The 26,793-nt window shown below is 70.4% G+C and carries 22 protein-coding genes; 9 read left to right on the forward strand and 13 right to left on the reverse strand.

Going from position 1 to position 26,793, the window contains the following annotated elements; all coding sequences use genetic code 11:
- Nucleotides 1–20: 20 nt before the first annotated feature.
- Nucleotides 21–800, reverse strand: a complete 780-nt coding sequence (locus tag ACZ6A9_RS03330; protein ID WP_468977213.1) for an SDR family oxidoreductase — start codon at nt 798–800, stop codon at nt 21–23.
- An 85-nt stretch (nt 801–885) separates the two neighbouring features.
- Here ACZ6A9_RS03330 and ACZ6A9_RS03335 point away from each other — a divergent pair, with 85 nt between their 5' ends.
- A complete protein-coding gene (locus ACZ6A9_RS03335; RefSeq protein ID WP_468977219.1) occupies nt 886–1,746 on the forward strand; it encodes a helix-turn-helix transcriptional regulator in 861 nt (286 codons plus the stop codon).
- A gap of 144 nt (nt 1,747–1,890) precedes the next feature.
- On the opposite strand, the gene gdhA is transcribed toward ACZ6A9_RS03335, so the two are convergent.
- Complete coding sequence (gene gdhA / locus ACZ6A9_RS03340) at nt 1,891–3,249, reverse strand: NADP-specific glutamate dehydrogenase (protein WP_468977222.1); 1,359 nt, start codon at nt 3,247–3,249, stop codon at nt 1,891–1,893.
- Between the two features lie 365 nt (nt 3,250–3,614).
- Here gdhA and ACZ6A9_RS03345 point away from each other — a divergent pair, with 365 nt between their 5' ends.
- The 5 genes from ACZ6A9_RS03345 (at nt 3,615) to ACZ6A9_RS03365 (ending at nt 9,508) form a co-directional block, all read left to right on the forward strand.
- Nucleotides 3,615–4,493, forward strand: a complete 879-nt coding sequence (locus ACZ6A9_RS03345) for a nucleic acid/nucleotide deaminase domain-containing protein (protein ID WP_468977226.1) — start codon at nt 3,615–3,617, stop codon at nt 4,491–4,493.
- On the forward strand, nt 4,490–6,178 hold the full coding sequence (locus ACZ6A9_RS03350; protein ID WP_468977229.1) for a hypothetical protein: 1,689 nt from the start codon (nt 4,490–4,492) through the stop codon (nt 6,176–6,178). Before ACZ6A9_RS03345 ends, ACZ6A9_RS03350 begins: the two co-directional genes overlap by 4 nt.
- Before the next feature lie 126 nt (nt 6,179–6,304).
- A complete protein-coding gene (locus tag ACZ6A9_RS03355) occupies nt 6,305–7,819 on the forward strand; it encodes a nucleic acid/nucleotide deaminase domain-containing protein (protein WP_468977232.1) in 1,515 nt (504 codons plus the stop codon).
- Between the two features lie 37 nt (nt 7,820–7,856).
- Nucleotides 7,857–8,411, forward strand: a complete 555-nt coding sequence (locus ACZ6A9_RS03360) for an SUKH-4 family immunity protein (RefSeq protein WP_468977236.1) — start codon at nt 7,857–7,859, stop codon at nt 8,409–8,411.
- A gap of 272 nt (nt 8,412–8,683) precedes the next feature.
- Complete coding sequence (locus ACZ6A9_RS03365; RefSeq protein ID WP_468977238.1) at nt 8,684–9,508, forward strand: SAM-dependent methyltransferase; 825 nt, start codon at nt 8,684–8,686, stop codon at nt 9,506–9,508.
- A 59-nt stretch (nt 9,509–9,567) separates the two neighbouring features.
- On the opposite strand, the gene ACZ6A9_RS03370 is transcribed toward ACZ6A9_RS03365, so the two are convergent.
- The 3 genes from ACZ6A9_RS03370 to ACZ6A9_RS03380 all read right to left on the reverse strand — a co-directional run bounded on the left by ACZ6A9_RS03370 (nt 9,568) and on the right by ACZ6A9_RS03380 (nt 12,852).
- The gene (locus tag ACZ6A9_RS03370; RefSeq protein ID WP_468977240.1) at nt 9,568–10,755 is read right to left on the reverse strand and encodes an endo-1,4-beta-xylanase; all 1,188 of its coding nucleotides are present in this window, start codon (nt 10,753–10,755) and stop codon (nt 9,568–9,570) included.
- A 176-nt stretch (nt 10,756–10,931) separates the two neighbouring features.
- On the reverse strand, nt 10,932–11,807 hold the full coding sequence (locus tag ACZ6A9_RS03375) for an LLM class flavin-dependent oxidoreductase (protein WP_468977242.1): 876 nt from the start codon (nt 11,805–11,807) through the stop codon (nt 10,932–10,934).
- 22 nt (nt 11,808–11,829) lie between these two features.
- On the reverse strand, nt 11,830–12,852 hold the full coding sequence (locus ACZ6A9_RS03380; protein ID WP_468977244.1) for an aldo/keto reductase: 1,023 nt from the start codon (nt 12,850–12,852) through the stop codon (nt 11,830–11,832).
- Between the two features lie 174 nt (nt 12,853–13,026).
- On the opposite strand from ACZ6A9_RS03380, the gene ACZ6A9_RS03385 reads away from it, so the two are divergent.
- The 3 genes from ACZ6A9_RS03385 (at nt 13,027) to ACZ6A9_RS03395 (ending at nt 16,097) form a co-directional block, all read left to right on the forward strand.
- Nucleotides 13,027–13,629, forward strand: a complete 603-nt coding sequence (locus ACZ6A9_RS03385; RefSeq protein ID WP_468977247.1) for a TetR/AcrR family transcriptional regulator — start codon at nt 13,027–13,029, stop codon at nt 13,627–13,629.
- Nucleotides 13,630–13,698: 69 nt separating this feature from the next.
- The gene (locus ACZ6A9_RS03390; protein ID WP_468977249.1) at nt 13,699–14,646 is read left to right on the forward strand and encodes a LysR family transcriptional regulator; all 948 of its coding nucleotides are present in this window, start codon (nt 13,699–13,701) and stop codon (nt 14,644–14,646) included.
- Between the two features lie 92 nt (nt 14,647–14,738).
- Entirely contained in the window at nt 14,739–16,097 is a 1,359-nt protein-coding gene (locus ACZ6A9_RS03395) for an alpha-lytic protease prodomain-containing protein (RefSeq protein WP_468977251.1), read from the forward strand.
- Nucleotides 16,098–16,169: 72 nt separating this feature from the next.
- Here ACZ6A9_RS03395 and ACZ6A9_RS03400 read toward each other — a convergent pair whose 3' ends face one another.
- The 8 genes from ACZ6A9_RS03400 to ACZ6A9_RS03435 all read right to left on the reverse strand — a co-directional run bounded on the left by ACZ6A9_RS03400 (nt 16,170) and on the right by ACZ6A9_RS03435 (nt 26,766).
- Nucleotides 16,170–16,403 carry a hypothetical protein gene (locus tag ACZ6A9_RS03400; RefSeq protein ID WP_468977253.1) on the reverse strand — a complete coding sequence of 78 codons (234 nt, stop codon included), beginning with the start codon at nt 16,401–16,403 and terminating at the stop codon, nt 16,170–16,172.
- Complete coding sequence (locus ACZ6A9_RS03405) at nt 16,403–17,290, reverse strand: hypothetical protein (protein ID WP_468977255.1); 888 nt, start codon at nt 17,288–17,290, stop codon at nt 16,403–16,405. Before ACZ6A9_RS03405 ends, ACZ6A9_RS03400 begins: the two co-directional genes overlap by 1 nt.
- Before the next feature lie 178 nt (nt 17,291–17,468).
- A complete protein-coding gene (gene tuf / locus ACZ6A9_RS03410) occupies nt 17,469–18,662 on the reverse strand; it encodes an elongation factor Tu (protein WP_468977258.1) in 1,194 nt (397 codons plus the stop codon).
- A gap of 169 nt (nt 18,663–18,831) precedes the next feature.
- Nucleotides 18,832–20,958: an elongation factor G gene (fusA, locus tag ACZ6A9_RS03415; RefSeq protein ID WP_468977262.1), complete on the reverse strand. Its 2,127-nt coding sequence runs from the start codon at nt 20,956–20,958 to the stop codon at nt 18,832–18,834.
- Nucleotides 20,959–20,997: 39 nt separating this feature from the next.
- Nucleotides 20,998–21,468 carry a 30S ribosomal protein S7 gene (rpsG, locus tag ACZ6A9_RS03420; protein WP_003974303.1) on the reverse strand — a complete coding sequence of 157 codons (471 nt, stop codon included), beginning with the start codon at nt 21,466–21,468 and terminating at the stop codon, nt 20,998–21,000.
- 2 nt (nt 21,469–21,470) lie between these two features.
- A complete protein-coding gene (rpsL, locus tag ACZ6A9_RS03425; RefSeq protein WP_003948652.1) occupies nt 21,471–21,842 on the reverse strand; it encodes a 30S ribosomal protein S12 in 372 nt (123 codons plus the stop codon).
- A 315-nt stretch (nt 21,843–22,157) separates the two neighbouring features.
- A complete protein-coding gene (locus ACZ6A9_RS03430) occupies nt 22,158–22,688 on the reverse strand; it encodes a DUF1707 and DUF4190 domain-containing protein (RefSeq protein WP_468977264.1) in 531 nt (176 codons plus the stop codon).
- Nucleotides 22,689–22,842: 154 nt separating this feature from the next.
- Complete coding sequence (locus tag ACZ6A9_RS03435) at nt 22,843–26,766, reverse strand: DNA-directed RNA polymerase subunit beta' (protein WP_468977267.1); 3,924 nt, start codon at nt 26,764–26,766, stop codon at nt 22,843–22,845.
- Nucleotides 26,767–26,793: the final 27 nt, after the last annotated feature.

Below are 26,793 nucleotides of genomic sequence, written 5' to 3' on the forward strand. Positions count from 1 at the left end.
GTCGTGCAGCCGCGCCGCCGTCAGACCATGCCGCCGTTGGCGCGCAGGACCTGGCCGTTGACCCAGTGCCCGGGGGAGCTGACGAGGAAGGCGACCACGGAGGCGATGTCGTCCGGCGTGCCCAGTCGCTCCAGCGGCGGCGTCATGGCCAGCCGGTCGATCTGCTCGGGGGTCTTGCCCGTGAGGAACATGTCCGTGGCCGTCGGGCCGGGCGCCACGGTGTTCACCGTGACGTCCCGTCCGCGCAGCTCGCGCGCCAGGATGAGCGTCATCGCCTCCACGGCGCCCTTGCTCGCCGCGTACGCCCCGTACGCCGGGAACTGCGTACCGACCACGGAGCTCGAGAACGCCACGAGCGAACCCCCCGCGCGCAGCCGCCTGGCCGCCTGCTGGGCGACCACGAAGGCGCCCCGGATGTTGGTGCGGTGCAGGGCGTCGAGTACCGCAAGGTCCAGGCCGGCGACGGGCGACAGCTCCATCCGTCCGGCCGCGTTCACGACCACGTCGACGCCGCCGAACTCCGCCTCCGCCCGGTCGAACAGCGCGGCGACCTCCTTCTCCTCCGCCACGTCGGCCCGTACGGCGACCGCCCGTCCGCCGGCCCCGGTGATCGCTGCCACGGTCTCCTCCGCGGCGGCCGCGTGGCGGGCGTAGCTCACGACGACGGCCAGGCCGTCCCCGGCGAGCTTGTGCGCGACCGCCCGGCCGATGCCGCGCGATCCGCCGGTGACGACGGCGACGCGTACGGCTGCGGGTACCGAGGCGTCCTGGTGCTGGTCCTGATGCTGATGCGTGGTCATGCCTCCACGATGCGCGGCGGGTGCCGGCCCATCCAGGGGATGTCATCCCCTGGGTCGCCGGCCCGGACTGCGCACAATGGACGCCATGAGCGCTGCGAAGTACGCCGAGCTGGGGACGTTCCTGCGTTCGCGGCGGGAGCGCATCCGCCCGGCCGACGTCGGCCTTCCGGCCGGACCCAGGCGCCGGGTGCCCGGACTGCGGCGCGAGGAGGTGGCCCAGCTCGCCGGGGCTTCGGTGGACTACTACAACGAACTGGAGCGCGGGGCCGGGTCCCAGCCGTCCGAGCAGATGATCGCCGCGCTGGCGAGGGCGCTGCGGCTGAGCGCCGACGAGCGTGACTACCTGTACCGTCTGGCGGACCGTCCGGTGCCCGTGCACGGTGGGCCCGCCTCGCACGTCCACCCCGGCATGCTGGACCTCCTCGGCCGGCTGACCTCGACACCGGCGCAGGTGATCACCGACCTGCACGTCACCCTCGTGCAGAATCCGCTCGCGGTGGCGCTGCTCGGGGACCAGTCCGGTCTGCGGGGTCCCCGGGCCAGCTTCGTCCACCGGTGGTTCACCGAGCCCGCGGCCCGGGAGCTGTATCCGGAGGCCGACCACGAGAGGCAGTCCCGCTCGTTCGTCGCGGATCTTCGGGCCGCCGCCGCGCGGAGGGACGCCAGGGACCCCGAGGCCGGGTCGATGATCCGTACGCTGCTCGACGTCTCACCGGAGTTCGCCGCGCTGTGGGCCGCGCACGACGTGGCCGTCCGGCGGGACGACCGGAAACGGCTCGTCCACCCCGTGCTCGGTCCGATCGAGGTCAACTGTCTGCACCTGTTCAGCGAGGACGGGCGTCAGCGGCTGCTCTGGTTCACCCCGGCCGTCGGGACGGACAGCGCGGGGCTGCTGGATCTGCTGACGGTGGTCGGGACGCAGGAGGTCGCCGAGCCGTCGGGCTGATGCCCTCCCCGGGCGCGCCCGGCCGCCGGAGACCGGGCGGCCCCCGACGGGGCCACCGCGACCGTCCCGCCGGCCGTCACGCCGATCGTCCCGGAACGCGCCGCCCGTGCCCGTGCGGTGCCGGGGGGCGCGTTCACCCGGGCGTCAGATGACGCCCTGCGCGAGCATCGCGTCCGCCACCCGCTCGAAACCGGCGATGTTCGCGCCGGTCACGTAGTCGCCGGGGGCGCCGTAGCGCTCGGCGGTCTCGGCGCAGGTGGTGTGGATGTCGGTCATGATGCGGGCCAGCTCGTGCTCGACCTGGTCGGCCTTCCAGGAGGTGCGCGACGCGTTCTGCGTCATCTCCAGCGCGCTGACGGCGACGCCGCCCGCGTTGGCCGCCTTGCCGGGGCCGAAGGCGACACCGGCCTGCTGGAGCAGGTCGACGGCCTCGGGCGTGGTGGGCATGTTCGCGCCCTCGGAGACCGCCTTCACGCCGTTGCGGATCAGGGCGGCGGCGTCGTCCGCGTTCAGCTCGTTCTGGGTGGCCGACGGCAGCGCGACGTCCGCCGGGACGTCCCACACCCGCCCGCCGGGCACGAACCGCGCGGAGGTGCCCCGGCGCTCGGCGTAGGTGCTCACCCGGCCGCGCTCGACCTCCTTGATCTGGCGCAGCAGCTCCACGTCGATGCCCTTGTCGTCGATGACGTAGCCGCTGGAGTCGGAGCAGGTGACGGGGTTGGCGCCGAGGGCGGCCAGCTTCTGGATGGTGTAGATCGCCACGTTGCCGGAGCCGGAGACGACGGCGGTCTGTCCCTCGAGGTCCTCGCCGCGGGCGCGCAGCATGGCCTCGGCGAACAGCACGTTGCCGTACCCGGTGGCCTCCGGGCGGATCAGCGAGCCGCCCCAGCCGGCGCTCTTGCCGGTCAGGACGCCGCCCTCCCAGCGGTTGGTGATCCGCCGGTACTGGCCGAAGAGGTAGCCGATCTCGCGGGCGCCGACGCCGATGTCACCGGCGGGGATGTCGGTGTACTCGCCGATGTGCCGGTACAGCTCGGTCATGAAGGACTGGCAGAAGCGCATGACCTCGGCGTCGCTGCGGCCCTGCGGGTCGAAGTCGCTGCCGCCCTTGCCGCCGCCGATGCCGAGCCCGGTGAGGGCGTTCTTGAAGATCTGCTCGAAGCCGAGGAACTTGATGATGCCGAGGTTCACCGAGGGGTGGAAGCGCAGGCCGCCCTTGTAGGGGCCGAGGGCGCTGTTGAACTCGATGCGGAAGCCGCGGTTCACGTGCACCTGACCGGCGTCGTCCTGCCAGGGCACCCGGAACATGATCTGCCGCTCCGGCTCCACGAGCCGCTCCACGAGGCCGGGCACCGCGTACTCGGGCCGGGCGGTCAGCACCGGAGCGAGCGTCTCCAGCACCTCACGCGCGGCCTGGTGGAACTCGGGCTCGGCCGGGTTGCGGCGCTCCACTTCGGCGCGGAGCCGGTCGAGCTGGATCTTGGGAGCGGGGCGTGAGGTCACGGGGTCCCTTTCTGGCACGGCGGACACCGGTACGGGTACCGGTGGAGGGCGCTCGGCGCCGTTGCCGACCGCGGGACAGCGGCCACCCCGTTGTATACGACAGGACGGCCGACCCTCCCAGTGTTACTCGCGTGTTAACGCGATACCAAGGGGCAAGCCGGAATGTCCGCTATCTGGACAGCCCGTACGGAGTCCGGATGCCGACGACGGCGGAGCCCCTCACGACGGACCGACCCGCCGGGGCACCTATCCCCGTGCGGGTGATGTCCGGTCGCTGTGCGTCACGGGACGGGTCATGCGTCCGGGGCGTCCCGCGGCCTAGGGTCATGAACGTCTTCCGCCCCGTCGGTCACGTGAGGTACTCCATGTCAACGCCTGCTCCGGATCCGGCCCTCGTCCACTTCGGCCGGGACGGTCTGCGTCCGTTCGGTACGGCCGGATCCTACGGGGTGCGGATGCCCGAGACCGCACGGACGCTGCTGACGGAGGTCGGCGTGCCCGTGCACGTGCCGCCGTACTTCCGTGCCGCCGACGACGGGGACGCGCTCCCCCTGGGGGTGTTCGCGGGCCAGCAGGGGCGGGAGCGTCCGCCCGCGGAGCTGGAGAACTGGGCACGGCTCGGGGACGACGGACTGGCGCAGCTGTGCGTGCGGCCGGACGGCGCGGTGCAGGCGGTGTTCCTAGGGGCCGAGGAGGACGACATGTTTGTGAACACCAACCCCGCCGCGCTCAACGCCGGCCTGGCCGTCCTCGACCGCGTGCTCCCGGTGATCGCGGCGTCCTCGGATCTGCCGGACGCCGCCGCGGCCTTCCGGGAGCTGAACGAGGAACTGCGGAGGAACGACGCGGCGGCGTTCGAGGAGCGGGAGAGCTGGTGGCCACGCGTGCTCGACGACGTACGCCACACCCTGAACTTCCCGTTCTCCGCCGCTTTCGAGTACCTCGACGACGCAGGCCGGAAGCAGATCACCACCGGGGCGACCGGGCCGGGGCGCGCGCATCCGGAGGAGATCGTCTGGCGGAGGCTGCAACGGGAGGGCGTGGCGGCGGAGCGGGTGCGGCGGGTGTACACCGAGCTCGCACCGTGCATGATGCCGGGCCACTACTGCGCGGCGTGGATGCACCGGGCCTTCCCGTCAGCGGAGTTCACCCACAGCTTCGACTACGGGTCCGACGCGGCCTCCCGCGAGACGGGGATCAAGGAGCTCATCACGTACGCGGCCGAGCGGGCGGGGCGGAGGTGAGCGACGACGCTTGGGCGCGGCCGGCGGAGGGCCGGGAGCCGGCCGCGGCCGCGCTGCTGGCGTGGCTGGCGGACCCTAAGGCGCCCCGTCTGTGTGTGGTGTCCGGCGGCGCGGGGTGCGGGAAGTCCGCGCTGCTCGCCTGGCTGGTGGCGCACGGGACCCGTTCGGCGACCGCGCCGGCGCGGCGGGTGCACGCGTTCGTGCCCCTGGCCGGGCAGGGGGTACGGGGCACGACGTGGACGCTGGCCGAACAGCTCGGCGTGGTGGCCCGGGCGCCGGGGGAACTGCTCACGGCCCTGGCCGCCGACGGGCGTCGCACCGTCGCCGTACTGCCCGATCTGCACGCGGCCGCGGACGCCGGGGCCGTGGCCCGGCTGGCCGTCGGCCTGGCAGGGCTGGAGCACGTACGCCTGATCGTGGAGACACGGACCGGTCATGACGCGACGGCGCTGCTCGCCGGGTGCGCGCCCGCAGTGCTGGACCTCGACGAGGACCGCTGGACGGACCCGGTCCGCCGTGCCGCGTGGCGTGCCGCGCGGACCGCCCCGGATCGTCATCCGGCCGGCCGGGAGCCGGACGGCACGGACACGGCCCCGCTGGACCTCGACGACCCGGCCGTCGTCTGCACGGCGGACCCGGTGCGGGTCACCGCCGCGTACGAGGCAGGGGCGGGCGGGAACGGGGACCTGCGGGCGGCCTGGCTGCGGGCCGGGCAGTCGCTCGTGCGCGACCAGTCGCCCGCCGAGCGGGCTCTCGTCCTGCTGACCGCTCTGGGTGACGGCGCCGACCCGCGGCTGAGGCCCGCGCTGGCCGAGCTCTCGGCGGGCGCGCCCTGGGAGCCGGTCTGGTCCCGGACCCGCGGGGACGTCACTCCGCCCTGGCCCGGCCCCGCCCTCGCTCTGACCGCGGGTTCCGGCCCGCTGGAGGGCCTCTTCCTGGTGGCCGATCACCGAGGAGTCGTCCGCACCGCCGCGCTCGCCGACGCGGCCGCCACGGGTCGTCTGTCCCCTCCGGTGCCCGAGGTCACCGCTCTGTGTGCGCTGCCCGACGGCACGGTGTGGGTGCTCGACGGCCAAGGGCGGTTGCACACACGCCGGTTGCCGACCGCTCGGCGCCCTTTTGGCCTGGCCTCACTGCTCGGGGACGATCCCGCCCCGGGCGAGACGGCCGCCCGTGCCCTCACGGCCCGGCTGGCGGACGTCCCGGGGTCCGCGCTCGCGGCGTCGGGCCGGGCGGCGGCCGTCGGTGACGAGGACGGCGCGGTGCATGTCGTCCCGTTCGACGAGGGCTCGCCGGGCCCGCGCACCGCTCACCTCCACCAGGGGCGGGTCGTCGCCCTGGGGCTGGCCGACGTCCCGATCGGGGACGGCGGGCAGGTGACGCCGCTGGTGTACAGCGGTGGCGTCGACGGCCGGGTCCGGGTGTGGGCGCCCGGCCGCGAGCCCTTGTCCGCGCCCGTCGCCGAACGGCCCTGCGCCGTGGCCGCCCTCGGCTGCGCCCTCACCCCTGCTGGGCCGGCGCTGGCGGTCGGCTGGGCGGACGGTCTGATCCAGTACCACCGGCCCGGCACGGGCGAGACGCGTGTCTTCCATCCCGGGCTGCCGGTCAACGCCCTGGCGCTCACCCCCGACGAGGTGGTGGTGGTCGGCACCGACGAGGCGGTGCTCTGCCTGCAGGCACGGTGACGGCACGTCACATTCTTCGCACCGGATCCCCACCACCGTCACCATGGCCGTGCACAGGAGCGATTGACGAACACTCACTCGAATCGCAAGAGTGAGGGGGTTGATCCACTGGGGGGGATGCGTCGCATGGGGATGAAGCTGCCCGACGAACTCGTCGAGGTACTCGACCTGGTCGGCGTGCAGTGGCCCCAGATCGACGAGGACGAGGTGCGCGCCTCGGCCAAGGACTACCGCAATCTCGCCGAAGGCATACGGGACGTCATCACCGACGGCAACAAGGCCTGCGCCCACATCGTCGGCGGCCGCAGCAAGGGCAAGACCGTCAACGCGATCGACCGCCGCTGGGGCCGGCTCACGACCAAGGACCTCACCACGTTCGCGGGCGCCCTCGACGACCTGGCCGGGGCGCTCGACGACTGTGCCGGCTTCGTCGAGGGCTGCAAGATCGCCTGCATCGCCGAGCTCTCCGCTACCGCGGTCACCGCCACCGCGGGAGTCATCGGCATGTTCTTCACCTTCGGCGCCAGCGGCGTGCTGAGCGCGGCCGCGGTGGCCGCCTGCCGCATCGCCCTCCACGAGGCCATCGACTACGCGGTCGGGGAGATCACCAAGGTCGTCACCGAGAGGATCGAGGCCAAGATCCTCGGGAAGATCGAGGACGTCTTCACCGACCGCCTCGACACCGGTGACGAGGATCCGTCCCGGTACGCTCCCGGCGGCTCCGATCTGGCCTACGACCTGGCCATCGAGTTCGACGACTTCGACCGGGCCGCCGGTGACTACGGCACCACCCGCGAGAACTTCGACAAGAAGAAGGGCGACCACAAGACCGGGGGCACCACTCGCCGCGGTGCCGTCAAGAAGGACAGCCGCTTCCACAAACTCGCCACCGTCATGGACAAGTGCGAGGACGCCGTCGACAAGAAGGTCGACGAGACGCTCGACGTGCTCGAGAAGCACGGCGGCGACATCGGCAAGAGCGGGAAGGACCACAAGGACCGGGAACGCAGGACCAAACGGGACGTCGAGGAGTGCGAGGACGTCCGCACCTATCTGCTGAGCACCGACGGCACCGTCCAGCGCCTGGACGCCGACGGCAGACTGCACCACCTCGACAACACCGACAAGGACCGTCTGGACGGCGTCCTCGACAACGGCAAGGCCTGGCGCCCGCAGAGCCGGCGCGACCAGGCCGACACGGCGGTACCCAACACGCACACCGGCACGGTGCGGTCGACCAAGGTCGATCCCTACGCGGACGAACTCGGGCAGGCCACTCAGCTCGCCCGCTACGCCCGCGACGACTACAGCGGGAACAACTACGCCGCGGGCCGGTACGTAGACCCGGACGGCCGGGGGGAGAGCATCCTCGTCGGCTACAGCGAGAAGAGCATGCACTCCGAACGCTCCATCGGCTATCCGCTGCTGCACAACGGGAAGCAGTCGGGCCTCAAAGAGGTCTTCACCGAGCGGGAACCCTGCCAGCTCAAACCCAGCTGTGACCGCTGGCTGGACCGGCACTTCCCCGAGGCGAGGGCGGTCCACCACACGAACGAGTACGACCAGACGGTCCCACGGCACCGCCGGGACGTGGAGCACCAGCGGTACATGAAGGAACTCCAGGAGTCACACGGCCGATAGCATCGGTCCCGCCCGCGACGAAGCACGAAGGTTTCCCATGAGTTTCGCAGTCTCGGCAGACGAACTGCTCAGCGCGTTCGGCCTGACCGGTGTCGTGTACTTCCCCCGCCACCACGGCCCGGGCAACCGTCTCGACCCCCGCACGGCGGACTTCCTCAGCGGCGTCGGCCTCCCGGACGAGGCGTACTTCATGTCGAAGGCCAGCGTCGGCCAGGAGGAGTCGGTCGACCTGGCGGAGTGGTTCGGACCCGAGGACGGCACCCTGCCCGAGGAATGCCGCACCTGGCTAGTGCTGGCCCACTTCGCCGCCTCGCTCCTCGCCCTCGACCCGGAGAGCGGAAAGGTGTACGCCTTCGGCGAGGGCGAGCCCCTGGACGCCTACACGCAGCTGCACCGCGACGTGGAGTCCCTCGCCTACGCCCTGCTCCTCCTCAAGCGGTTCGAGCAGGAGCCGGAGGACGACGCGGACGGCGTCGACGAGCGGCTGGACCGGCTGCGCGCGCGGATCGAGGCATTCGATCCCCTTCCCTTCGAGGACGAGCAGTCCCAGTGGACCCTCGTCCTCGACGAGGTCGCCGAAGGCGTCTGGTGAGGCAGGCCGCCGCGGCGTCAGCGCTCCGAGGCGTCACCAAGGGCGCGCTTCACACTCCTGGGTGAGCCAGGTGAGCCAGGTCAGCCGGACACGGAGCACGCTTCGCTGCCCCTGCACCCCTGACCGCCGGGCTCCCCTCGCCGCCACCGACGCGGGGGCGGCGATCCGCGGCGCGAGGACGCCCCGCTCCCATCGCACCGCCCCGGACCCGGATATCGTGGCGGCCCACGGCACTCGCAGGCCAACTCCCGTGTGTGACAAGGGGATTCACGGTGGACCAGCAGGACTCCGGTACGGACGACGCTCCCGTACACATCGACACCAGCAAGCCGCATCCCGCGCGGATGTACGACTGGTTCCTCGGCGGCAAGGACAACTATCCGGTGGACGAGGAGCTGGGCCGCCAGCTCGTGGGGTTCGCGCCGGTCATTCCGGTCATGGCGCGGATGAACCGGGCGTTCATGCACCGGGCCACCCGCTGGGTCGCGGACCAGGGAGTGCGCCAGTTCATCGACATCGGAACCGGCATCCCGACGGAGCCGAACCTGCACCAGGTGGCGCAGGGCGTCGCCCCCGATGCCCGGGTCGTGTACTGCGACAACGACCCGATCGTCCTCGTCCACGCCGAGGCGCTGCTGCGGGGCACCCCCGAGGGGGTGGTCGACTACGTGCAGGCGGACGCCCGCGACACCGGCGCCATCATCGAGCAGGCGCGCAAGACGCTCGACTTCGAGCGGCCCGTCGCGCTGTCGCTGATCGCGCTGCTGCACTTCATCAGCGACGAGGACGGGGCGTACGAGCTGGTGGAGCGGCTCAAGGAGGAACTGGCGCCGGGCAGTTACCTGGTCATGTCGCACCTCACGCCCGATTTCCACCCGGAGGAGGCGTCGAAGAAGGTCGTCGACCTCTACCGGGCGGGCGGGCTCACCATGGACATGCGCAGCCGGGAGCGGTTCGCCCGGTTCTTCGAAGGGCTCGAGGTCGTCGACCCGGGCATGGTGGCCGCGGAGGGGTGGCATCCCGAACTCGGTGAGCCGGTGCCGGGACAGGAGGGCGTCCTCAGCGGCGCCTACGTGGCGGTGGCCCGCAAGGCCTGAGCCGGTGCGGAGCGAGCCGACGGGGCCTCCCCCATCAGGGGCGGCCCCGTCCTGTCTGCTCAGCCCTTCCCGTGCCCGTGCCCGTGGTGCTTCCCGCGCTTGTCGCAGTCGTCCTCCCGGGCCGCTTCCCTCAGCGTGTCCCGCAGGGCGTGGAAGGCGGGCTTGCGCTCGTACGTGTCGGTCATGACGGTGGCGTAGCCCTCGCCCTCGAAGAACACCGGGACCCACGAGTACTTGTCGGTGAAGCCCCAGATGGTGAACGAGTTGCAGCCGTCGACGGCCAGGCACGCCTGGAGCGTCCGCTGGTAGTAGTCGGCCTGCTTGCGCTTCTGCTCCGCGGTGGGCTCGCCGCTCTCCGGCAGGTCCATGCGCACGTCGAGTTCGGTGACGGCGGTCTCCATGCCGAGCGCGTCGAACCGGCTCAGGTTGTCCTCCAGGTCACCCGGGAAGCCGTAGCGCGTGCTCAGGTGGCCCTGTACGGAGAAGCCGTCGACGGGGACGCCCTGCCGGAGCAGGTCCTGGACGAGGGTGTAGTAGGCGTCGCTCTTGGCGTTGATCCCCTCGACGTTGTAGTCGTTGAAGAAGAGCTTCGCCTTCGGGTCGGCCTTGTGGGCCCAGCGGAACGCGTCGGCGACGACGCCCGGCCCCAGTTCGCGGATCCAGATGTTGTCCTGGGTGCGCAGGTTGCCCTGGTCGTCGAAGATCTCGTTCGCGACGTCCCACTGCTGGATCTTTCCGGCGTAGCGGCCGACGACGGTGGTGATGTGTTCGCGCAGGATGGCGCGCAGTTCCGCCTTGGAGAAGTCGCCCTGCTCCAGCCACGCGGGGTTCTGGCTGTGCCACAGCAGGGTGTGGCCGCGTACGACCTGCTTGTTGTGCCGGGCGAAGTCGACGATCGCGTCGGCCTGCTGGAAGTCGTAGCGGTCCCGCTCGGGGTGGATGTGGTCCCACTTCATCTGGTTCTCGGGGGAGACCGAACTGAACTGGCGGCCCAGGACCTTCCGGTACTCCTTGTCGTACGTGAAGGGGTCCGGGTAGTCCTGCTCCAGGTGGTGGCCGCCGCCGGCGACGGCGGAGCCCACGACGAAGCCCTCGGGGGCGGCCTCGCGCAGCCGGTCGTGCTGGGCGTGGGAGTGCGGCGCGCCCTTCCGGTCGGTCGATGGGCCGGCGGCGGCCGAGCCCGTCACGAGGGGCAGCGTCAGGGCGGCGGTGGCGAGGGCCACCGTGGCGAAACGAATGGATCTCATGCGGGGAGTCTCATTCCCATCGTCGGTCTCGAATGTTTCGAAAGCCATCTCGAAACATTAGGGATGGGCGGACGCTACGGTTCGGCCGGGCGGCCCGTCAATACCCGTGCACGGGTCGGACGTTCCCGGCGGCGGCCGGCTCCCCCTGGCCGCCGCCGGCCCTCCCCGGCGGCGCTTCAGACAGAGGGACGGATCAGTTCGGCGGCGGCCCACCGTGCGACGCCCTCGGGGTACGGCGCCGGCAGGCCGAGGACGATGTGCCGGAAGCCGGCGTCGAGCGCCTCACCGATCGCCTCCCGCGTGTCACCGGGCCGGTCGGTGTCGACGGGCAGGTGGACCGAGCGGACGATCGAGTCGGGATCGCGGCCGATCTCCGCGCAGTAGCGGTCCAGCAGGGCGCCGCGGCGGGCCACGTCGTCCCGGTCGCCGCCGGGGACGTTCCAGAGGTCCGCGTGTTCCGCGACCACCCGCAGCGTCGCCGAGGAGCGCCCGCCGATGAGGATCGGCGGGTGAGGGCGCTGCACGGGCTTGGGGTTGCCGAACGCCCCGGTGAGGTGGTGGTGGGTGCCGTGGAAGTCGAAGGGCTCCTCCTCGGTCCACAGCCGCCGGATCAGCGCGCAGGCCTCGGCGAGGCTCTCCACGGCCTGTGCGGGGGGCTGGAAGGGCAGGCCGTGCGCCGGGTACTCGCGCCGGGCCTCGGGCGGGTTCGGGCGGGACCCCACGCCGATACCGAAGTCGAGGCGTCCGCCGGAGACGATGTCGACGGTCGTGGCGATCTTGGCGAGCAGCGCGGGCGGCCGGAACCGGTTGCTGGTGACCATCACCCCCAGCCGCAGCCGGCGGGTCTGCGCCGCGAGGGCGGAGAGCAGCGTCCAGCCCTCGAAGGCCGGGCCCCACGGGTCGCCGAAGATGGGCATGAGGTGGTCGAAGAGCCAGGCGTGCTCGATCTCCGGGACGGCGTCGGCCTCACGCCAGACGCGCAGGACGTCGTCGTAGCCGACCTGCGTCGGGGCGGTCATGATGCCGAAACGGGGCCGGGGTGCGGGTGACATGGGGGTACGGACCTCCGAGGGGTCAGCGGCGGCGGCGCAGTGACGCGTCGAGCAGCGCAGGCGGCGTGTCGAACTTCTCGTGCGGGGCCAGGTCGACGCCCGGGGCGACGATCTCGTCGATCGCGTCGAGGACGTCGGCGGAGAGCACGGTGTCGGCGGCGGCGAGCTGCGTCCGCAGGTGGTCCGGCGTGCGCGGCCCGATGAGCGCGCTGGTCACGGCGGGATGCGCGGTCACGAAGCCCAGCGCCAGCTGGATCATGGTCAGCCCGGCCCCCTCGGCGACCGCGGCCAGCCGCTCGACGGCGTCGAGCCGGGCGCGGTTGGCCGGGAGGGAGAGGTCGAAGCGTTCCGGCATGACCGCCGAGCGGCTGGTGGCGATGGACCGGCCCTCGCGGATCGCGCCCGACAGCCAGCCCGAGGCCAGTGGGCTCCACACCAGCACGCCGAGCCCGTACTCCTCGGTCACGGGCAGGACGTGGGCCTCGACCCCGCGTTGCAGGATCGAGTAGCTGGGCTGCTCGGTGACGTACCGGCCGAGCCGCAGATCGCGTGCGGCCCACTGTCCCTGCACGATGCGGTACGCGGGAAAGGTGGAGGAGCCGAAGTAACGGATCTTTCCCGCGCGTTGCAGGTCGGTCAGCGCGGACAGGGTCTCCTCGTCGCTGGTCTCCGGGTCCCAGCGGTGCATCTGGTAGAGGTCGACGTGGTCCACGCCGAGCCGGCGCAGGCTGTCCTCCAGCGCGGTGACCAGCCAGCGGCGCGAGCCGCCCCTGTGGTTGCGCTCCTCCCCCATCGGCATGGTCGCCTTCGTGGCCAGCACGATGTCGTCGCGGCGGCCGGCGATGGCCTTGCCGACCATCTCCTCCGACTGACCGCCGCTGTACCGGTCGGCGGTGTCGATCAGGTTGACGCCGGCCTCCAGGGCCGCGTCGACGAGGGCGGTGGCCTCGTCCTGGGTGGTGCGTCCGATCGCCCCGAAGTTCATCGCGCCTAGCGCGAGAGTGCTGACCTGTACGCCGGTCCGACCCAGGGTGCGGTACTGCATGGCGGTGCCTCCTCATGACGTCATGACGGAAGGAAACCGAAACGGAACGTCGTTCCGGTACACCTGGAACGATACGGAACACTGTTCCGCTTTGGCAAGGGCGAGCGTGCGCGAGCGCGCGGGCGTGCGTGAGACCATGCGGGAGCGCGCGAGAGCGGGAAGGGGAATGACGCGGTGAACCAGAGTGACCGGGGCGGCGACGCGGACGGCGGGCCCGCGGCCCCGACACGCCGGAAGGACGCCCGGCGCAACAAGGAGACGCTGCTCGAAGCGGCCGCCGCGGTCTTCGTCACCTCGGGCGTGGACGCCCCGGTGCGCGACATCGCCTCCCGGGCCGGCGTCGGCCTCGGCACCCTCTACCGCCACTTCCCGACCCGGGCGGACCTGATCATCGCCGTCTACCGGCACCAGGTCGACGCCTGCGCCGACGCCGGCCCGGCCCTCCTGGCCGCCGCCCCGACCCCGCACGCGGCCCTACGGCAGTGGATCGACCTCTTCGTCGACTTCCTGGTCACCAAGCACGGCCTCGCCGCCGTCCTGCGCTCCGACCAGGCGGGCTTCGCCGCCCTGCACGACTACTTCCTCGACCGGCTCGTCCCGGTCTGCGCCGAGCTCCTCGACGCCGCGGTCACCGCCGGGGAGATCCGCGCCGACATCGACGCCCTCACCCTCATGCGCGGCGTGGGCAACCTCTGCATCGGCGCGGAGAGCGACCCGGACTACCACGCCCGCCGCCTGACCGGCACCCTCGTCGACGGCCTGCGCCGCCCACACTGACGACCTGCCCGCACACCAGGTCCGTACCAACCCCTTGCCCCCGCCCCTCCCACCCCTCAAGCTCCCCTCATGGAGCTGGAGTTACGGCATCTGAGGGCGATCCGCGCGATCGCTGACGCGGGCAGCCTCACCCGGGCGGCGACCGACCTGGGGCTCGCCCAACCCGCGCTGAGCGCCCAGCTCAAGCGGATCGAACGCGCCCTGGGCGGCACCCTGTTCGAGCGCGGACGGCACGGCGTGCGGGCCACCGCGCTGGGCGAACTCGTGCTGGAACGCAGCCGGATCGTGCTGCCGGCGGTGACCGAGCTGCAACAGGAGGCGGCCCGGTTCGCCCGGACGCCCCGCGCGACGGCGTGCTTCCGGCTCGGCGGCACCCACGGCCCCCTGCTCGGGGCGGTGGTGGACCGGCTGGCCGAGGTGACCCCCGACGCCCGGGTGACGACCTGCGCCTCCTGGTCCGAGCGGGAACTGGCCGCGCTGCTGACCGAGGGCCGGCTGGACTTCGCCCTCACGGGGACCTGCGGCTCGGCGGCGCCACCCGGGGCGGAGGACCTGGTCTGGCAGGAGGTGGCGACCGACCCGGTGTTCGTCATGGTGCCGGAGGAGCACGCGCTCGCCCGCCCCGGCGAGGTGGACCTGGGCGCGTGCGCCCGTGAGCAGTGGGCCTGCGTCCCGGGCGACGGCTGCTTCGGGGACTGCTTCACCGCGGCATGCGCCCGCGCCGGCTTCACCCCGCACCGCATGTACGAGACGGACACCTCCTCCCTGGTCCACCTGGTCCAGGTCGGCCGGGCGGTCGGGCTGTGCCGGGCGACCTTCCCCGACACACCCGGGATCGTCATCCGGCCGCTCACCGGGACCCCGCTGACCTGGCGGCACCTGCTCGGCTGGCACCGCCAGACACTGCGGGCGGAGACCGCGGTCACCGTGCTGGAGCAGGCCCGGCTGGCCCACGCGGACGTGGCGGCACGCAGCGGCAGCTACACGCGCTGGCGCGCCGCCCAGGCCGTTCCATAACGCGAGGGAGGGGGCCGGCCGACGTCTTACGGCCCCCGGGCGGCCCTCCCTACGGTTTCGGCACCTCCCCACCGAGACCGAGGAGATGCCCCATGCCCCACCGACGCCTTTCCCGACGTACCAGAGCCGTGGGTGCCGCCGTCGCGGCGACGGCCGCGCTGCTCGGGGCCGGGCTCAGCGGCTCCGCGAGCGCGGGACCCGCCGCCCCCTCCGCCGCCCGGACCCTGCACACGGACGCCGCCCCGCCCGCCCTCCTCAGGGCCATGGAACGCGACCTCGGCCTGGACCGCGCACAGGCGGAGCGGCGCCTGGCCAACGAGGCCGAGGCCGGCGCCACCGCCGGCCGCCTCCGCGCGGCACTGGGCGCCGACTTCGCGGGCGCGTGGGTGCACGGCGCCGTGTCAGGCACCCTGACCGTGGCGACGACGGACACCACCGACGTACGGACCGTCGAGGCGCAGGGCGCCCGGGCCGCCGTCGTGCGCCACACCCTGGCCGAGCTGGACGCCGCCAAGGCCCGCGTCGACCGGGCGGCGCGGCACCACGACAGCACCGACGCCCCCGTCTGGTACGTGGACGTCCGCACCAACCAGGTCGTCGTCCGGGCGGTACGCCCCGCCGCGGCCCGCGCCCTGCTGGCCGCGGCCGGCGTAGACGCCTCCCTGGCCCGCGTCGAGAAGTCCGCCGACCGGCCCCGCGCGCTGTACGACCTGCGGGGCGGCGAGGCGTACTACATCAACAACAGCGGCCGCTGCTCCATCGGCTTCCCCGTCACCAGGGGGACCCAGCAGGGCTACGCCACGGCGGGCCACTGCGGACGGACCGGCAACAGCACCAGCGGCCACAACCGGGTGGCCCAGGGCACCTTCCAGGGCTCGGTCTTCCCCGGCCGGGACATGGCGTGGGTGGCCACCAACGCCCAGTGGACGGCGACGCCGTACGTGAAGGGGGCGGGCGGCCAGGACGTCCAGGTCACCGGTTCCGCGCAGGCCGCGGTCGGCGCCTCGGTCTGCCGCTCCGGCTCCACCACCGGCTGGCACTGCGGCACCATCCAGCAGCACAACACCAGCGTGACCTACCCCGAGGGCACCATCACCGGCGTCACCCGGACCACGGTGTGCGCCGAGCCCGGTGACTCGGGCGGCTCGTACATCTCCGGCAGCCAGGCACAGGGCGTCACCTCGGGCGGCTCCGGCAACTGCGGCAGCGGCGGCACCACCTTCCACCAGCCGATCAACCCGCTCCTCCAGAACTACGGCCTCACCCTGAAGACGACCGGCGACGACGACCCGCCCGGGGAGGAGCCCGGCGGCACCTGGTCCACGGGCACCGTCTACCAGGCCGGCGACACGGTGACCTACGGCAGCGCCACCTACCGCTGCCTCCAGGCCCACCAGGCCCAGCCCGGCTGGGAGCCCCCCAACGTCCCGGCCCTGTGGCAGCGCACCTGACTGTCCCACCCAGGGGGAACCGAGCGGCCCCGGGCACGCCTCCACGGCGCCCCGGGGCCGCTCCGGCACCCCTCAGCCCACCCCGCCCCCGAACACCTCCGCCATCGACCCGGCGGTGAGGGCCCGCCTGAACCACTCATCCAGTACATCGGGATCCCCGCAGCCGACGATCCGCTCCCGGTCCCCCTCACCGACCTCGACACCCCGGTGACCGAGCAGGAGCAGCAGCGCCTTCGCCTCGCCCTCCGCCCGGCCCTCGGCTCGAAGCTGCTGAGCGGTCTGCGACTGGAAGAAGGAGAGGTCCATCAGTCCGCGAGACCGGACTCTCCGGCCGGCGCGAAGACCTCCGCCATCGAACCGGCGGTGAGAGCTCTCCTGAACCACTCATCCAGCACATCGGGATCCCCGCAGCCGACGATCCGCTCCCGGTCCCCCTCGCCGACCTCGACACCCCGGTGACCGAGCAGGAGCAGCAGCGCCTTCGCCTCGCCCTCCGCCCGGAGCTGCTGCGCGGTCTGCGACTGGAAGAACGAGAGGTCGACGGCCATGAGATGCCTCCAGAGTTCCGCGGCCCGCGTCGTGCCGAGCCCTTGTTCCATGAGTTCGATGAAGGTGCCCGCGCTGCTCTCGTCGTCGGCCGACAGGCCTTTCAGCGCCTTTGCCAGCGCGTTCAGTATGGCATCGGCTTCCGGATCCGAGCGGTGAACAGCCGCCGACAGGATGGTGAGCGGGATGTCCCGTGCGGCCTCGTCGGGGCTGTCGATCACCGGCACGTCGCTGGGGCCCAGGACCAGGGGCCGCAGGGTGAGCGAGGGCCACTGGCGCGGCCCAATGTCGAACTGCTGGGCTGCCCAGGCAGCCGTCTTCCGGTCCGGGCACACGACGAGGAGCACTGGCGGGACGCCGTACTTGGCGTAGACGTGGGACAGGTAGTAGGCCCAGCTGGCCGGCTTGTCCGCGCTCGGCCGGCTCTGCGACTCGACGGCGAGGACGAAACTGCCGTCCTCGGTGTCCATCCGCAGCAACGTGTCCACCCGGCGCTCCAGCGGCTGGATCTCCGTGAGGTCGGTGGAGAGCTCCGAGGCGGACACGGGTGGGGGGAAGGCGACGCCGAGGTTCCTGGCGACGCGCGAGAAGAGGCCCGGTTCCTGCTGGAAGATCCGGTGCAGGGCCTCATGGGATGAGCTGACCATGAGCCGAAGCTAGGGGCGGTGGAGCATGTGCCGCCCGCACATGCCCGACTTTCGCGCCATCGAGTGAACGCAACGCCGCCGGAGTTGACGCCGGCACAGCGAAAGGGCCCGCACGACCGAAGTCGTACGGGCCCTTCCTCGGTGCTCGCGCTGGAGCTACCAGGTCAGATCAACAAGCTCACTTGTTGATCTTGGTGACCTGGCCGGCGCCCACGGTCCGGCCACCCTCACGGATGGCGAACTTCAGGCCCTCCTCCATGGCGACGGGCTGGATGAGCTCCACCTTCATCTCGGTGTTGTCACCCGGCATGACCATCTCGGTGCCCTCGGGGAGGGTCACGACGCCGGTCACGTCCGTCGTACGGAAGTAGAACTGCGGGCGGTAGTTGTTGAAGAACGGGGTGTGACGGCCACCCTCGTCCTTCGACAGGATGTAGGCCTGGGCCTCGAACTCGGTGTGCGGGGTGACCGAGCCCGGCTTGATGATGACCTGGCCGCGCTCGACGTCCTCGCGCTTGATGCCGCGGAGCAGCAGACCGACGTTCTCACCGGCCTGGCCCTCGTCGAGCAGCTTCCGGAACATCTCGATACCGGTGACCGTGGTGGTGGTCTTCTCGGTCTTGATGCCGATGATGTCGACGGTCTCGTTGACCTTGAGCACGCCGCGCTCGATACGACCGGTGACGACGGTGCCACGACCAGTGATCGTGAAGACGTCCTCGATCGGCATCAGGAACGGCTTGTCGACGTCACGCTCGGGCGACGGGATGGCCTCGTCCACGGCCTTCATCAGGTTGAGGACGGACTCACCCCACTCCTTGTCACCCTCGAGGGCCTTGAGCGCCGAGACCTTGACGACGGGAAGGTCGTCGCCCGGGAACTCGTACTCGGAGAGCAGCTCGCGGACCTCGAGCTCGACGAGCTCCAGGATCTCCTCGTCGTCCACCATGTCGGCCTTGTTCAGGGCGACGACGATGTACGGAACGCCGACCTGGCGGGCCAGGAGCACGTGCTCCTTGGTCTGCGGCATCGGGCCGTCGGTGGCGGCGACCACGAGGATGGCGCCGTCCATCTGCGCCGCACCCGTGATCATGTTCTTGATGTAGTCCGCGTGACCGGGGCAGTCGACGTGGGCGTAGTGACGCGACTCGGTCTGGTACTCGACGTGCGAGATCGAGATCGTGATACCGCGCTGGCGCTCTTCGGGAGCCTTGTCGATCTGGTCGAAGGCCGAGGCCTCGTTCAGGTCCGGGTACGCGTCGTGCAGCACCTTGGTAATGGCGGCCGTGAGGGTCGTCTTACCGTGGTCGATGTGACCGATGGTGCCGATGTTGACGTGCGGCTTAGTCCGCTCGAACTTCGCCTTCGCCACTGGGGTCCTCCTGTGGAGTGGTTCTGTACGCCTTACTTCATCGGCGCCAGGTGATCTTTGCTGGGAAACCCGGGCCCGGGGCATTCCGCCAGGGTGGCGGCGGAATACCCACTTGCAGGCTCCGGGGTCAAGCCTAAAGCGTGGACGGGGATCCGTTAAACGGAGTCCCTTACTCGCCCTTGGCCTTCGCGATGATCTCCTCGGCGACGTTCCGCGGAACCTCGGCGTAGGAGTCGAACTGCATGGAGTAGCTGGCACGGCCGGACGTCTTGCTGCGCAGGTCGCCGACGTAACCGAACATCTCCGAGAGGGGCACGAGACCCTTCACGACGCGGGCACCGGCCCGCTCCTCCATGGCCTGGATCTGGCCACGGCGGGAGTTGATGTCGCCGATGACCTCACCCATGTAGTCCTCGGGCGTGGTGACCTCGACGGCCATCATCGGCTCCAGGAGCACGGGCGAAGCCTTGCGCGCGGCCTCCTTGAAGGCCTGCGAACCGGCGATCTTGAACGCGAGCTCGGAGGAGTCGACCTCGTGGTAGCCACCGTCGATGAGCGTGACGCGGACGCCCGTCATCTCGTAGCCGGCCAGGATGCCGAACTGCATGGCCTCCTGAGCACCGGCGTCGACCGAAGGGATGTACTCCTTCGGGATGCGGCCACCGGTGACCTTGTTCACGAACTCGTAGGAGGCGTCGCCGCCCTCGATCGGCTCGATCGCGATCTGCACCTTGGCGAACTGACCGGTACCACCGGTCTGCTTCTTGTGGGTGTAGTCCACGCGCTCGACGGTCTTGCGAATCGTCTCACGGTAGGCGACCTGAGGCTTGCCGACGTTGGCCTCGACCTTGAACTCACGGCGCATACGGTCGACCAGCACCTCGAGGTGCAGCTCGCCCATACCACCGATGATGGTCTGGCCGGTCTCCTCGTCCGAGTGGACCTGGAAGGACGGGTCCTCCTCGGCCAGGCGCTGGATCGCGACGCCGAGCTTCTCCTGGTCGCCCTTCGACTTGGGCTCGATGGCGACCTGGATGACCGGCGCCGGGAAGTCCATGGACTCCAGGATGACCGGGCTCTTGTCGTCGGACAGCGTCTCACCGGTGGTGGTCTGCTTCAGACCCATGACGGCGACGATGTCGCCGGCGCCCACCGACTCGATCTCCTCACGCTTGTTGGCGTGCATGCGGTAGATCTTGCCGATGCGCTCCTTCTTGCCCTTCACGGAGTTCAGCACCGCGGTGCCGGACTCCAGGCGGCCCGAGTAGACCCGGACGAAGGTGAGCTTGCCGAGGTGCGGGTCGCTCATGATCTTGAAGGCGAGCGCGGCGAGCGGCTCGTCCTCCGACGGCTTGCGCGCGACGACCTTCTCCGCGTCCTTCGGGTCGTGGCCCTCGATGGCCTCGACGTCGAGGGGGGTCGGCAGGTAGCGCACGACCGCGTCGAGCAGGGGCTGCACGCCCTTGTTCTTGAACGCGGTGCCGCAGAACACCGGGGTGACGGTGGTCTCGGTGGACTTGCCGGAGGCGATGGTGATGCGACGGATCGCGGCGTACAGCTGCTCCGTGGTGGGCTCGGTGCCCTCCAGGTACAGCTCCATCAGCTCTTCGTCGTTCTCGGCGACGGCCTCGAGCAGCTTGCCGCGCCACTCCTCGGCGGCCTCGGTGTGCGTGGCCGGGATGTCGACGACGTCGTACATCTCGCCCTTGGTGGCCTCGGCGGACCACACGTAGGCCTTCATCGTCACGAGGTCGACGACGCCCTTGAAGTCGGCCTCGGCACCGATCGGCAGCTGCATGACGAGCGGCTGCGCACCCAGGCGGTCGCTGATCATGTCGACACAACGGAGGAATTCGGCACCGGTGCGGTCGAGCTTGTTCACGAAGCAGATACGCGGAACGCCGTAGCGGTCCGCCTGACGCCACACCGTCTCGGACTGCGGCTCGACACCGGCGACACCGTCGAACACCGTCACGGCACCGTCGAGGACGCGCAGCGAGCGCTCCACCTCGACGGTGAAGTCGACGTGTCCCGGGGTGTCGATGATGTTGATCGTGTAGTCGTTGTCCTCGAGCGGCCAGTGACAGGTGGTCGCGGCGGAGGTGATGGTGATACCACGCTCCTGCTCCTGCTCCATCCAGTCCATGGTGGCAGCGCCCTCGTGGACCTCACCGATCTTGTAGGAGACGCCGGTGTAGAACAGGATCCGCTCGGTGGTCGTCGTCTTGCCCGCGTCGATGTGGGCCATGATCCCGATGTTGCGGACCTTGGCCAGGTCAAGTGAAGTGGTAGCCATAAGGCTTCAGTCTTCTCTCGGTCTCGATGTGGGTAGCGACTACCAGCGGTAGTGCGCGAAGGCCTTGTTGGACTCGGCCATCTTGTGCGTGTCCTCGCGCTTCTTCACAGCGGCACCGAGGCCGTTGGAGGCGTCGAGGAGCTCGTTGAGCAGACGCTCGGTCATGGTCTTCTCGCGACGGGCGCGGGAGTAACCGACCAGCCAGCGCAGCGCCAGGGTGTTGGCACGACCGGGCTTGACCTCGATCGGAACCTGGTAGGTGGCGCCACCGACACGGCGGGACTTGACCTCGAGGGTCGGCTTGATGTTCTCCAGGGCGCGCTTCAGCGTGATGACGGGGTCGTTGCCCGTCTTCTCGCGCAGACCCTCCATGGCGCCGTAGACGATGCGCTCGGCGGTGGAGCGCTTGCCGTTCAGCAGCACCTTGTTGATCAGGGAGGTCACCAGAGGAGAACCGTAGACCGGGTCGATGATGACCGGGCGCTTCGGGGCGGGGCCCTTACGAGGCATTCTTACTTCTCCTTCTTGGCGCCGTAGCGGCTGCGAGCCTGCTTGCGGTTCTTGACACCCTGGGTGTCGAGCGAACCGCGGATGATCTTGTAGCGAACACCCGGCAGGTCCTTCACACGGCCGCCGCGCACGAGCACGATGGAGTGCTCCTGCAGGTTGTGCCCCTCACCCGGAATGTAAGCGGTGACCTCGATCCCGCTGGTCAGACGCACACGCGCGACCTTACGCAGGGCCGAGTTCGGCTTCTTCGGGGTGGTCGTGAACACACGCGTGCAGACGCCACGGCGCTGAGGAGAACCCTCGAGTGCGGGCGTCTTGTTCTTCTCGACCTTGTCCTGCCGGCCCTTGCGGACCAGCTGCTGGATCGTAGGCACTACTTCTCCGGTTTCTGTGTGCCGATTGGTGAAGCTAACCTGGAACGTCACCGACCCACGCGGTCGGGTGTGTCGAATCCTGCGGACTCCCACCGCGAGGCAGAAGAAGGCGCTGAATCACAGTGGCCGTTGTCGACCCCCGGTGCGGTGTGATGGCACGCACGAAGGCCAGGGCACACCCCAGGCACAAGGTATGAGCGTACCTACCTCACGGACTCCGGTCAAAACAAATGGAGCCCGGCCCGACACGCCGGACTTCTCCCCCTTCGCTCCACCGGCTCCCGGACACGCCCGGAAGCGCCCCCACCAGCGTCGTCAGGCGCTGCCCGCCACCGCGGCCAGCAGGACGAAGAAGCTGAGGAAGAGGACCCACCCGGCGACCGACAGCCAGCCGAGGACCAGGCCCGTCAGGACGAAACCGTCACCGGCCTCGCCGGTGCGGCGTATCTCCGACTGCGCCATGTGGCCGAGGATCACGGCCGGGAGCCCGGTCAGACCGCCGGTGGCCACGGACAGGATGCCGCAGACCATCGAGGCGACCGCCTTGCCGTTGGTCCTGGGCACCGGCCGGGGCAGGAACGTCGCCGGCACCGGCCCGGCGGCCGCCACCGGCTGCGGCATCGGGCCCTGGGGCAGATCGGCGACCAGCAGCGACAGCTCCGCCACCGTGCGGGCCGAGTAGGCCCGGGCCACGCGCTTCTCGAACTCGGGGTGGTCCAGCCGGCCCTCGCCGTACCCGGCCCGCAGGACGTCCACCGCGCGCTCACGATCGGCGTGGGAGGCCAGCATCGACGGAGCGCCGGGCCCCTGCAACGGGTTGCCCTGCCACGGAGTCGGGTACGACACGGCTGCCTCCCGGGGCCCGGACAGATCTCCCTGATCAGTCTTTCACCCACTTGAACGCACCGTACCGGGAGTTTGGTTCCACCGGCCCCCGCACGCGACGCCGAGGGGCGGCCACCCCGTACGGAGTGACCGCCCCTCGGATCAAGCTGCCCGCTTACTGGTTGTACGGACCGTAGTCGTAGTCCTCCAGCGGAACGGCCTGGCCGGAGCCCGTGCCGAACGGCGAGTAGTCGATGTCGTCGTAGCCGACGGCCGAGTACATCGCGGCCTTGGCCTCCTCGGTCGGCTCGACCCGGATGTTGCGGTAGCGGGACAGGCCCGTACCGGCCGGGATGAGCTTACCGATGATGACGTTCTCCTTGAGGCCGATGAGGCTGTCGGACTTGGCGTTGATCGCCGCGTCCGTCAGCACCCGGGTCGTCTCCTGGAAGGAGGCGGCCGACAGCCAGGACTCCGTCGCCAGCGAGGCCTTGGTGATACCCATCAGCTGCGGACGACCGGAGGCCGGGTGACCGCCCTCCTGGACCACACGACGGTTCTCGGTCTCGAACTTCGAACGCTCGACCAGCTCGCCGGGCAGCAGCTCGGCGTCGCCCGACTCGATGATCGTCACCCGGCGCAGCATCTGCCGGATGATGATCTCGATGTGCTTGTCGTGGATCGACACGCCCTGCGAGTTGTAGACCTTCTGGACCTCGCCGACCAGGTGGACCTGGACGGCGCGCTGGCCCAGGACGCGCAGCACGTCGTGGGGGTTGGTGGCACCCACGGTGAGCTGCTGGCCCACCTCGACGTGCTCGCCCTCGCTCACCAGGACCTTGGCACGCTTGGAGATCGGGAACGCCGTCTCGTCGCTGCCGTCGTCCGGGGTGACGACGAGCTTCTTGGTCTTCTCGGTCTCCTCGATCCGCACGCGGCCGGAGGCCTCGGAGATCGGGGCGACACCCTTCGGCGTACGGGCCTCGAAGAGCTCGACGACACGGGGCAGACCCTGGGTGATGTCGTCACCGGCCACACCACCGGTGTGGAAGGTACGCATCGTCAGCTGGGTACCGGGCTCACCGATGGACTGGGCGGCGATGATGCCGACCGCCTCACCGATGTCGACCAGCTTGCCGGTGGCCAGCGAACGGCCGTAGCACATGGCGCAGGTGCCGACGGCGGACTCGCAGGTCAGGACCGAACGGGTCTTGACCTCTTCGACGCCGCGGGAGACGAGCTCCTCGATGAGGACGTCGCCCAGGTCGGTGCCGGCCGGGGCCAGCACCTGGCCGTCGACCACGATGTCCTCGGCGAGGCAGCGCGCGTACACCGACGTCTCGACGTCGCCCTCCTTGCGGAGCACGCCCGTCTCGTCCCGGCTGGCGATCTTGAGGCGCAGACCGCGGTCGGTTCCGCAGTCCTCCTCGCGGATGATGACGTCCTGGGAGACGTCGACCAGACGACGGGTGAGGTAACCCGAGTCGGCGGTACGCAGAGCGGTGTCCGCCAGGCCCTTACGGGCACCGTGCGTGGAGATGAAGTACTCCAGCACGGACAGGCCCTCACGGAACGACGCCTTGATCGGACGCGGGATCGTCTCGTTCTTCGCGTTCGACACCAGACCACGCATACCGGCGATCTGACGCATCTGCATCATGTTGCCTCGTGCACCCGAGTTCACCATCATGAAGATCGGGTTGGTCTTCGGGAAGTTGTCGTTCATCGCCTCGGCGACCTCGTTGGTCGCCTTGGTCCAGATCGCGATGAGCTCCTGCGTGCGCTCGTCCTTGGTGATCAGACCGCGCTCGTACTGCTTCTGGACCTTCTCGTCCTGCGCCTCGTAGCCCTTGACGATCTCCTTCTTCGCCTCGGGGACGACGACGTCGGAGATGGCGACGGTGACGCCGGAGCGGGTGGCCCAGTAGAAGCCGGACGCCTTCAGGTTGTCGAGCGTCGCCGCCACGATGACCTTCGGGTAGCGCTCGGCGAGGTCGTTGACGATCTCCGAGAGCTGCTTCTTGCCGACCTCGTAGTCGACGAACGGGTAGTCCTCGGGCAGCAGCTCGTTGAAGAGCGCACGGCCCAGCGTGGTGTTCAGCCGGAAGGGGTCGCCCTGCTGCCACTCGCCCGCGGCGGAGCCGCCGTCGGACGCAGCACCCTCCTCGCGCGCCGGCGGGGTCCAGCCGCGCGGCGGGATGGTGCCGACCGGGAAGCGGACGTCGATCCTCGACTGGAGCGACAGCTCGCCCGCGTCGAAGGCCATGATCGCCTCGGCGACCGAAGCGAAGGAACGGCCCTCGCCCTTGAGGTCGCGCATCTCTCCGTCGGTGGTGAGGAAGAACAGACCGAGGACCATGTCCTGGGTCGGCATCGTCACCGGGCGGCCGTCGGCCGGCTTGAGGATGTTGTTCGAGGACAGCATCAGGATGCGGGCCTCGGCCTGCGCCTCCGCGGACAGCGGCAGGTGCACGGCCATCTGGTCACCGTCGAAGTCCGCGTTGAACGCGGTGCAGACGAGCGGGTGGATCTGGATGGCCTTGCCCTCGACCAGCTGCGGCTCGAAGGCCTGGATGCCGAGGCGGTGCAGGGTGGGCGCACGGTTCAGCAGCACCGGGTGCTCGGCGATGACCTCTTCGAGGACGTCGTACACCACGGTGCGGCCGCGCTCGACCATGCGCTTGGCCGACTTGATGTTCTGCGCGTGGTTGAGGTCCACCAGGCGCTTCATCACGAACGGCTTGAACAGCTCCAGCGCCATCGCCTTCGGCAGACCGCACTGGTGCAGCTTGAGCTGCGGACCGACGACGATCACGGAACGCGCGGAGTAGTCCACGCGCTTGCCGAGCAGGTTCTGACGGAAGCGGCCCTGCTTGCCCTTGAGCATGTCGGACAGCGACTTCAGCGGACGGTTGCCGGGGCCCGTCACCGGGCGGCCGCGGCGGCCGTTGTCGAAGAGCGCGTCGACGGCCTCCTGGAGCATGCGCTTCTCGTTGTTCACGATGATCTCGGGCGCGCCGAGGTCGAGAAGCCGCTTCAGGCGGTTGTTGCGGTTGATGACGCGGCGGTACAGGTCGTTCAGGTCGGAGGTCGCGAAGCGGCCACCGTCCAGCTGCACCATCGGACGCAGGTCCGGCGGGATGACCGGCACGCAGTCGAGCACCATGCCCTTGGGGCTGTTGCTGGTCTGCAGGAACGCGGAGACGACCTTGAGGCGCTTGAGCGCACGGGTCTTCTTCTGGCCCTTGCCGGTACGGATGATCTCGCGGAGACGCTCGGCCTCCTCCTCGAGGTCGAAGGACTCCAGGCGCTTCTGCAGCGCCGCGGCACCCATCGAACCGTCGAAGTACGTGCCGAAGCGGTCACGCAGCTCGCGGTAGAGCAGCTCGTCGCCCTCGAGGTCCTGGACCTTGAGGTTCTTGAACCGGCTCCACACCTCGTCGAGGCGGTCGATCTCGCGCTGCGCACGGTCGCGCAGCTGCTTCATCTCACGCTCGGCACCCTCGCGCACCTTGCGGCGCACGTCGGCCTTGGCGCCCTCGGCCTCGAGCTCGGCGAGGTCCGTCTCGAGCTTCTTGGCGCGGGCCTCGAGGTCGGCGTCGCGGCGGTTCTCCACCTGCTGGCGCTCGACGGAGACGTGCGCCTCCAGCGAGGGCAGGTCGCGGGTGCGGCGCTCCTCGTCGACGTACGTGATCATGTACGCCGCGAAGTAGATGACCTTCTCGAGGTCCTTGGGAGCCAGGTCGAGCAGGTAGCCCAGCCGGCTCGGGACACCCTTGAAGTACCAGATGTGCGTGACGGGAGCGGCGAGCTCGATGTGGCCCATCCGCTCGCGGCGCACCTTGGCGCGCGTGACCTCGACGCCACAGCGCTCACAGATGATGCCCTTGAAGCGGACGCGCTTGTACTTGCCGCAGTAGCACTCCCAGTCCCGGGTCGGACCGAAGATCTTCTCGCAGAAGAGTCCGTCCTTCTCGGGCTTGAGGGTGCGGTAGTTGATGGTCTCGGGCTTCTTGACCTCGCCGTGGCTCCACTGACGGATGTCGTCAGCGGTAGCCAGACCGATCCGGAGCTCGTCGAAGAAGTTGACGTCGAGCACTATGCGTCAATCCCTCTCAGGGTTGTA

This window comes from Streptomyces sp. NPDC041124 (assembly GCF_055592385.1).

Coding starts and splice junctions, on each gene's coding strand:
- ACZ6A9_RS03335 (WP_468977219.1), top strand. CDS start 886: ATGAGCGCTGCGAAGTACGCCGAGCTGGGGACGTTCCTGCGTTCGCGG.
- ACZ6A9_RS03375 (WP_468977242.1), bottom strand. CDS start 11,807: ATGTCACCCGCACCCCGGCCCCGTTTCGGCATCATGACCGCCCCGACG.
- ACZ6A9_RS03400 (WP_468977253.1), bottom strand. CDS start 16,403: ATGGACCTCTCCTTCTTCCAGTCGCAGACCGCTCAGCAGCTTCGAGCC.
- ACZ6A9_RS03405 (WP_468977255.1), bottom strand. CDS start 17,290: ATGGTCAGCTCATCCCATGAGGCCCTGCACCGGATCTTCCAGCAGGAA.
- ACZ6A9_RS03390 (WP_468977249.1), top strand. CDS start 13,699: ATGGAGCTGGAGTTACGGCATCTGAGGGCGATCCGCGCGATCGCTGAC.
- rpsG (WP_003974303.1), bottom strand. CDS start 21,468: ATGCCTCGTAAGGGCCCCGCCCCGAAGCGCCCGGTCATCATCGACCCG.
- ACZ6A9_RS03360 (WP_468977236.1), top strand. CDS start 7,857: ATGAGTTTCGCAGTCTCGGCAGACGAACTGCTCAGCGCGTTCGGCCTG.
- ACZ6A9_RS03345 (WP_468977226.1), top strand. CDS start 3,615: ATGTCAACGCCTGCTCCGGATCCGGCCCTCGTCCACTTCGGCCGGGAC.
- ACZ6A9_RS03380 (WP_468977244.1), bottom strand. CDS start 12,852: ATGCAGTACCGCACCCTGGGTCGGACCGGCGTACAGGTCAGCACTCTC.
- ACZ6A9_RS03355 (WP_468977232.1), top strand. CDS start 6,305: ATGGGGATGAAGCTGCCCGACGAACTCGTCGAGGTACTCGACCTGGTC.
- fusA (WP_468977262.1), bottom strand. CDS start 20,958: ATGGCTACCACTTCACTTGACCTGGCCAAGGTCCGCAACATCGGGATC.
- ACZ6A9_RS03395 (WP_468977251.1), top strand. CDS start 14,739: ATGCCCCACCGACGCCTTTCCCGACGTACCAGAGCCGTGGGTGCCGCC.
- ACZ6A9_RS03330 (WP_468977213.1), bottom strand. CDS start 800: ATGACCACGCATCAGCATCAGGACCAGCACCAGGACGCCTCGGTACCC.
- ACZ6A9_RS03370 (WP_468977240.1), bottom strand. CDS start 10,755: ATGAGATCCATTCGTTTCGCCACGGTGGCCCTCGCCACCGCCGCCCTG.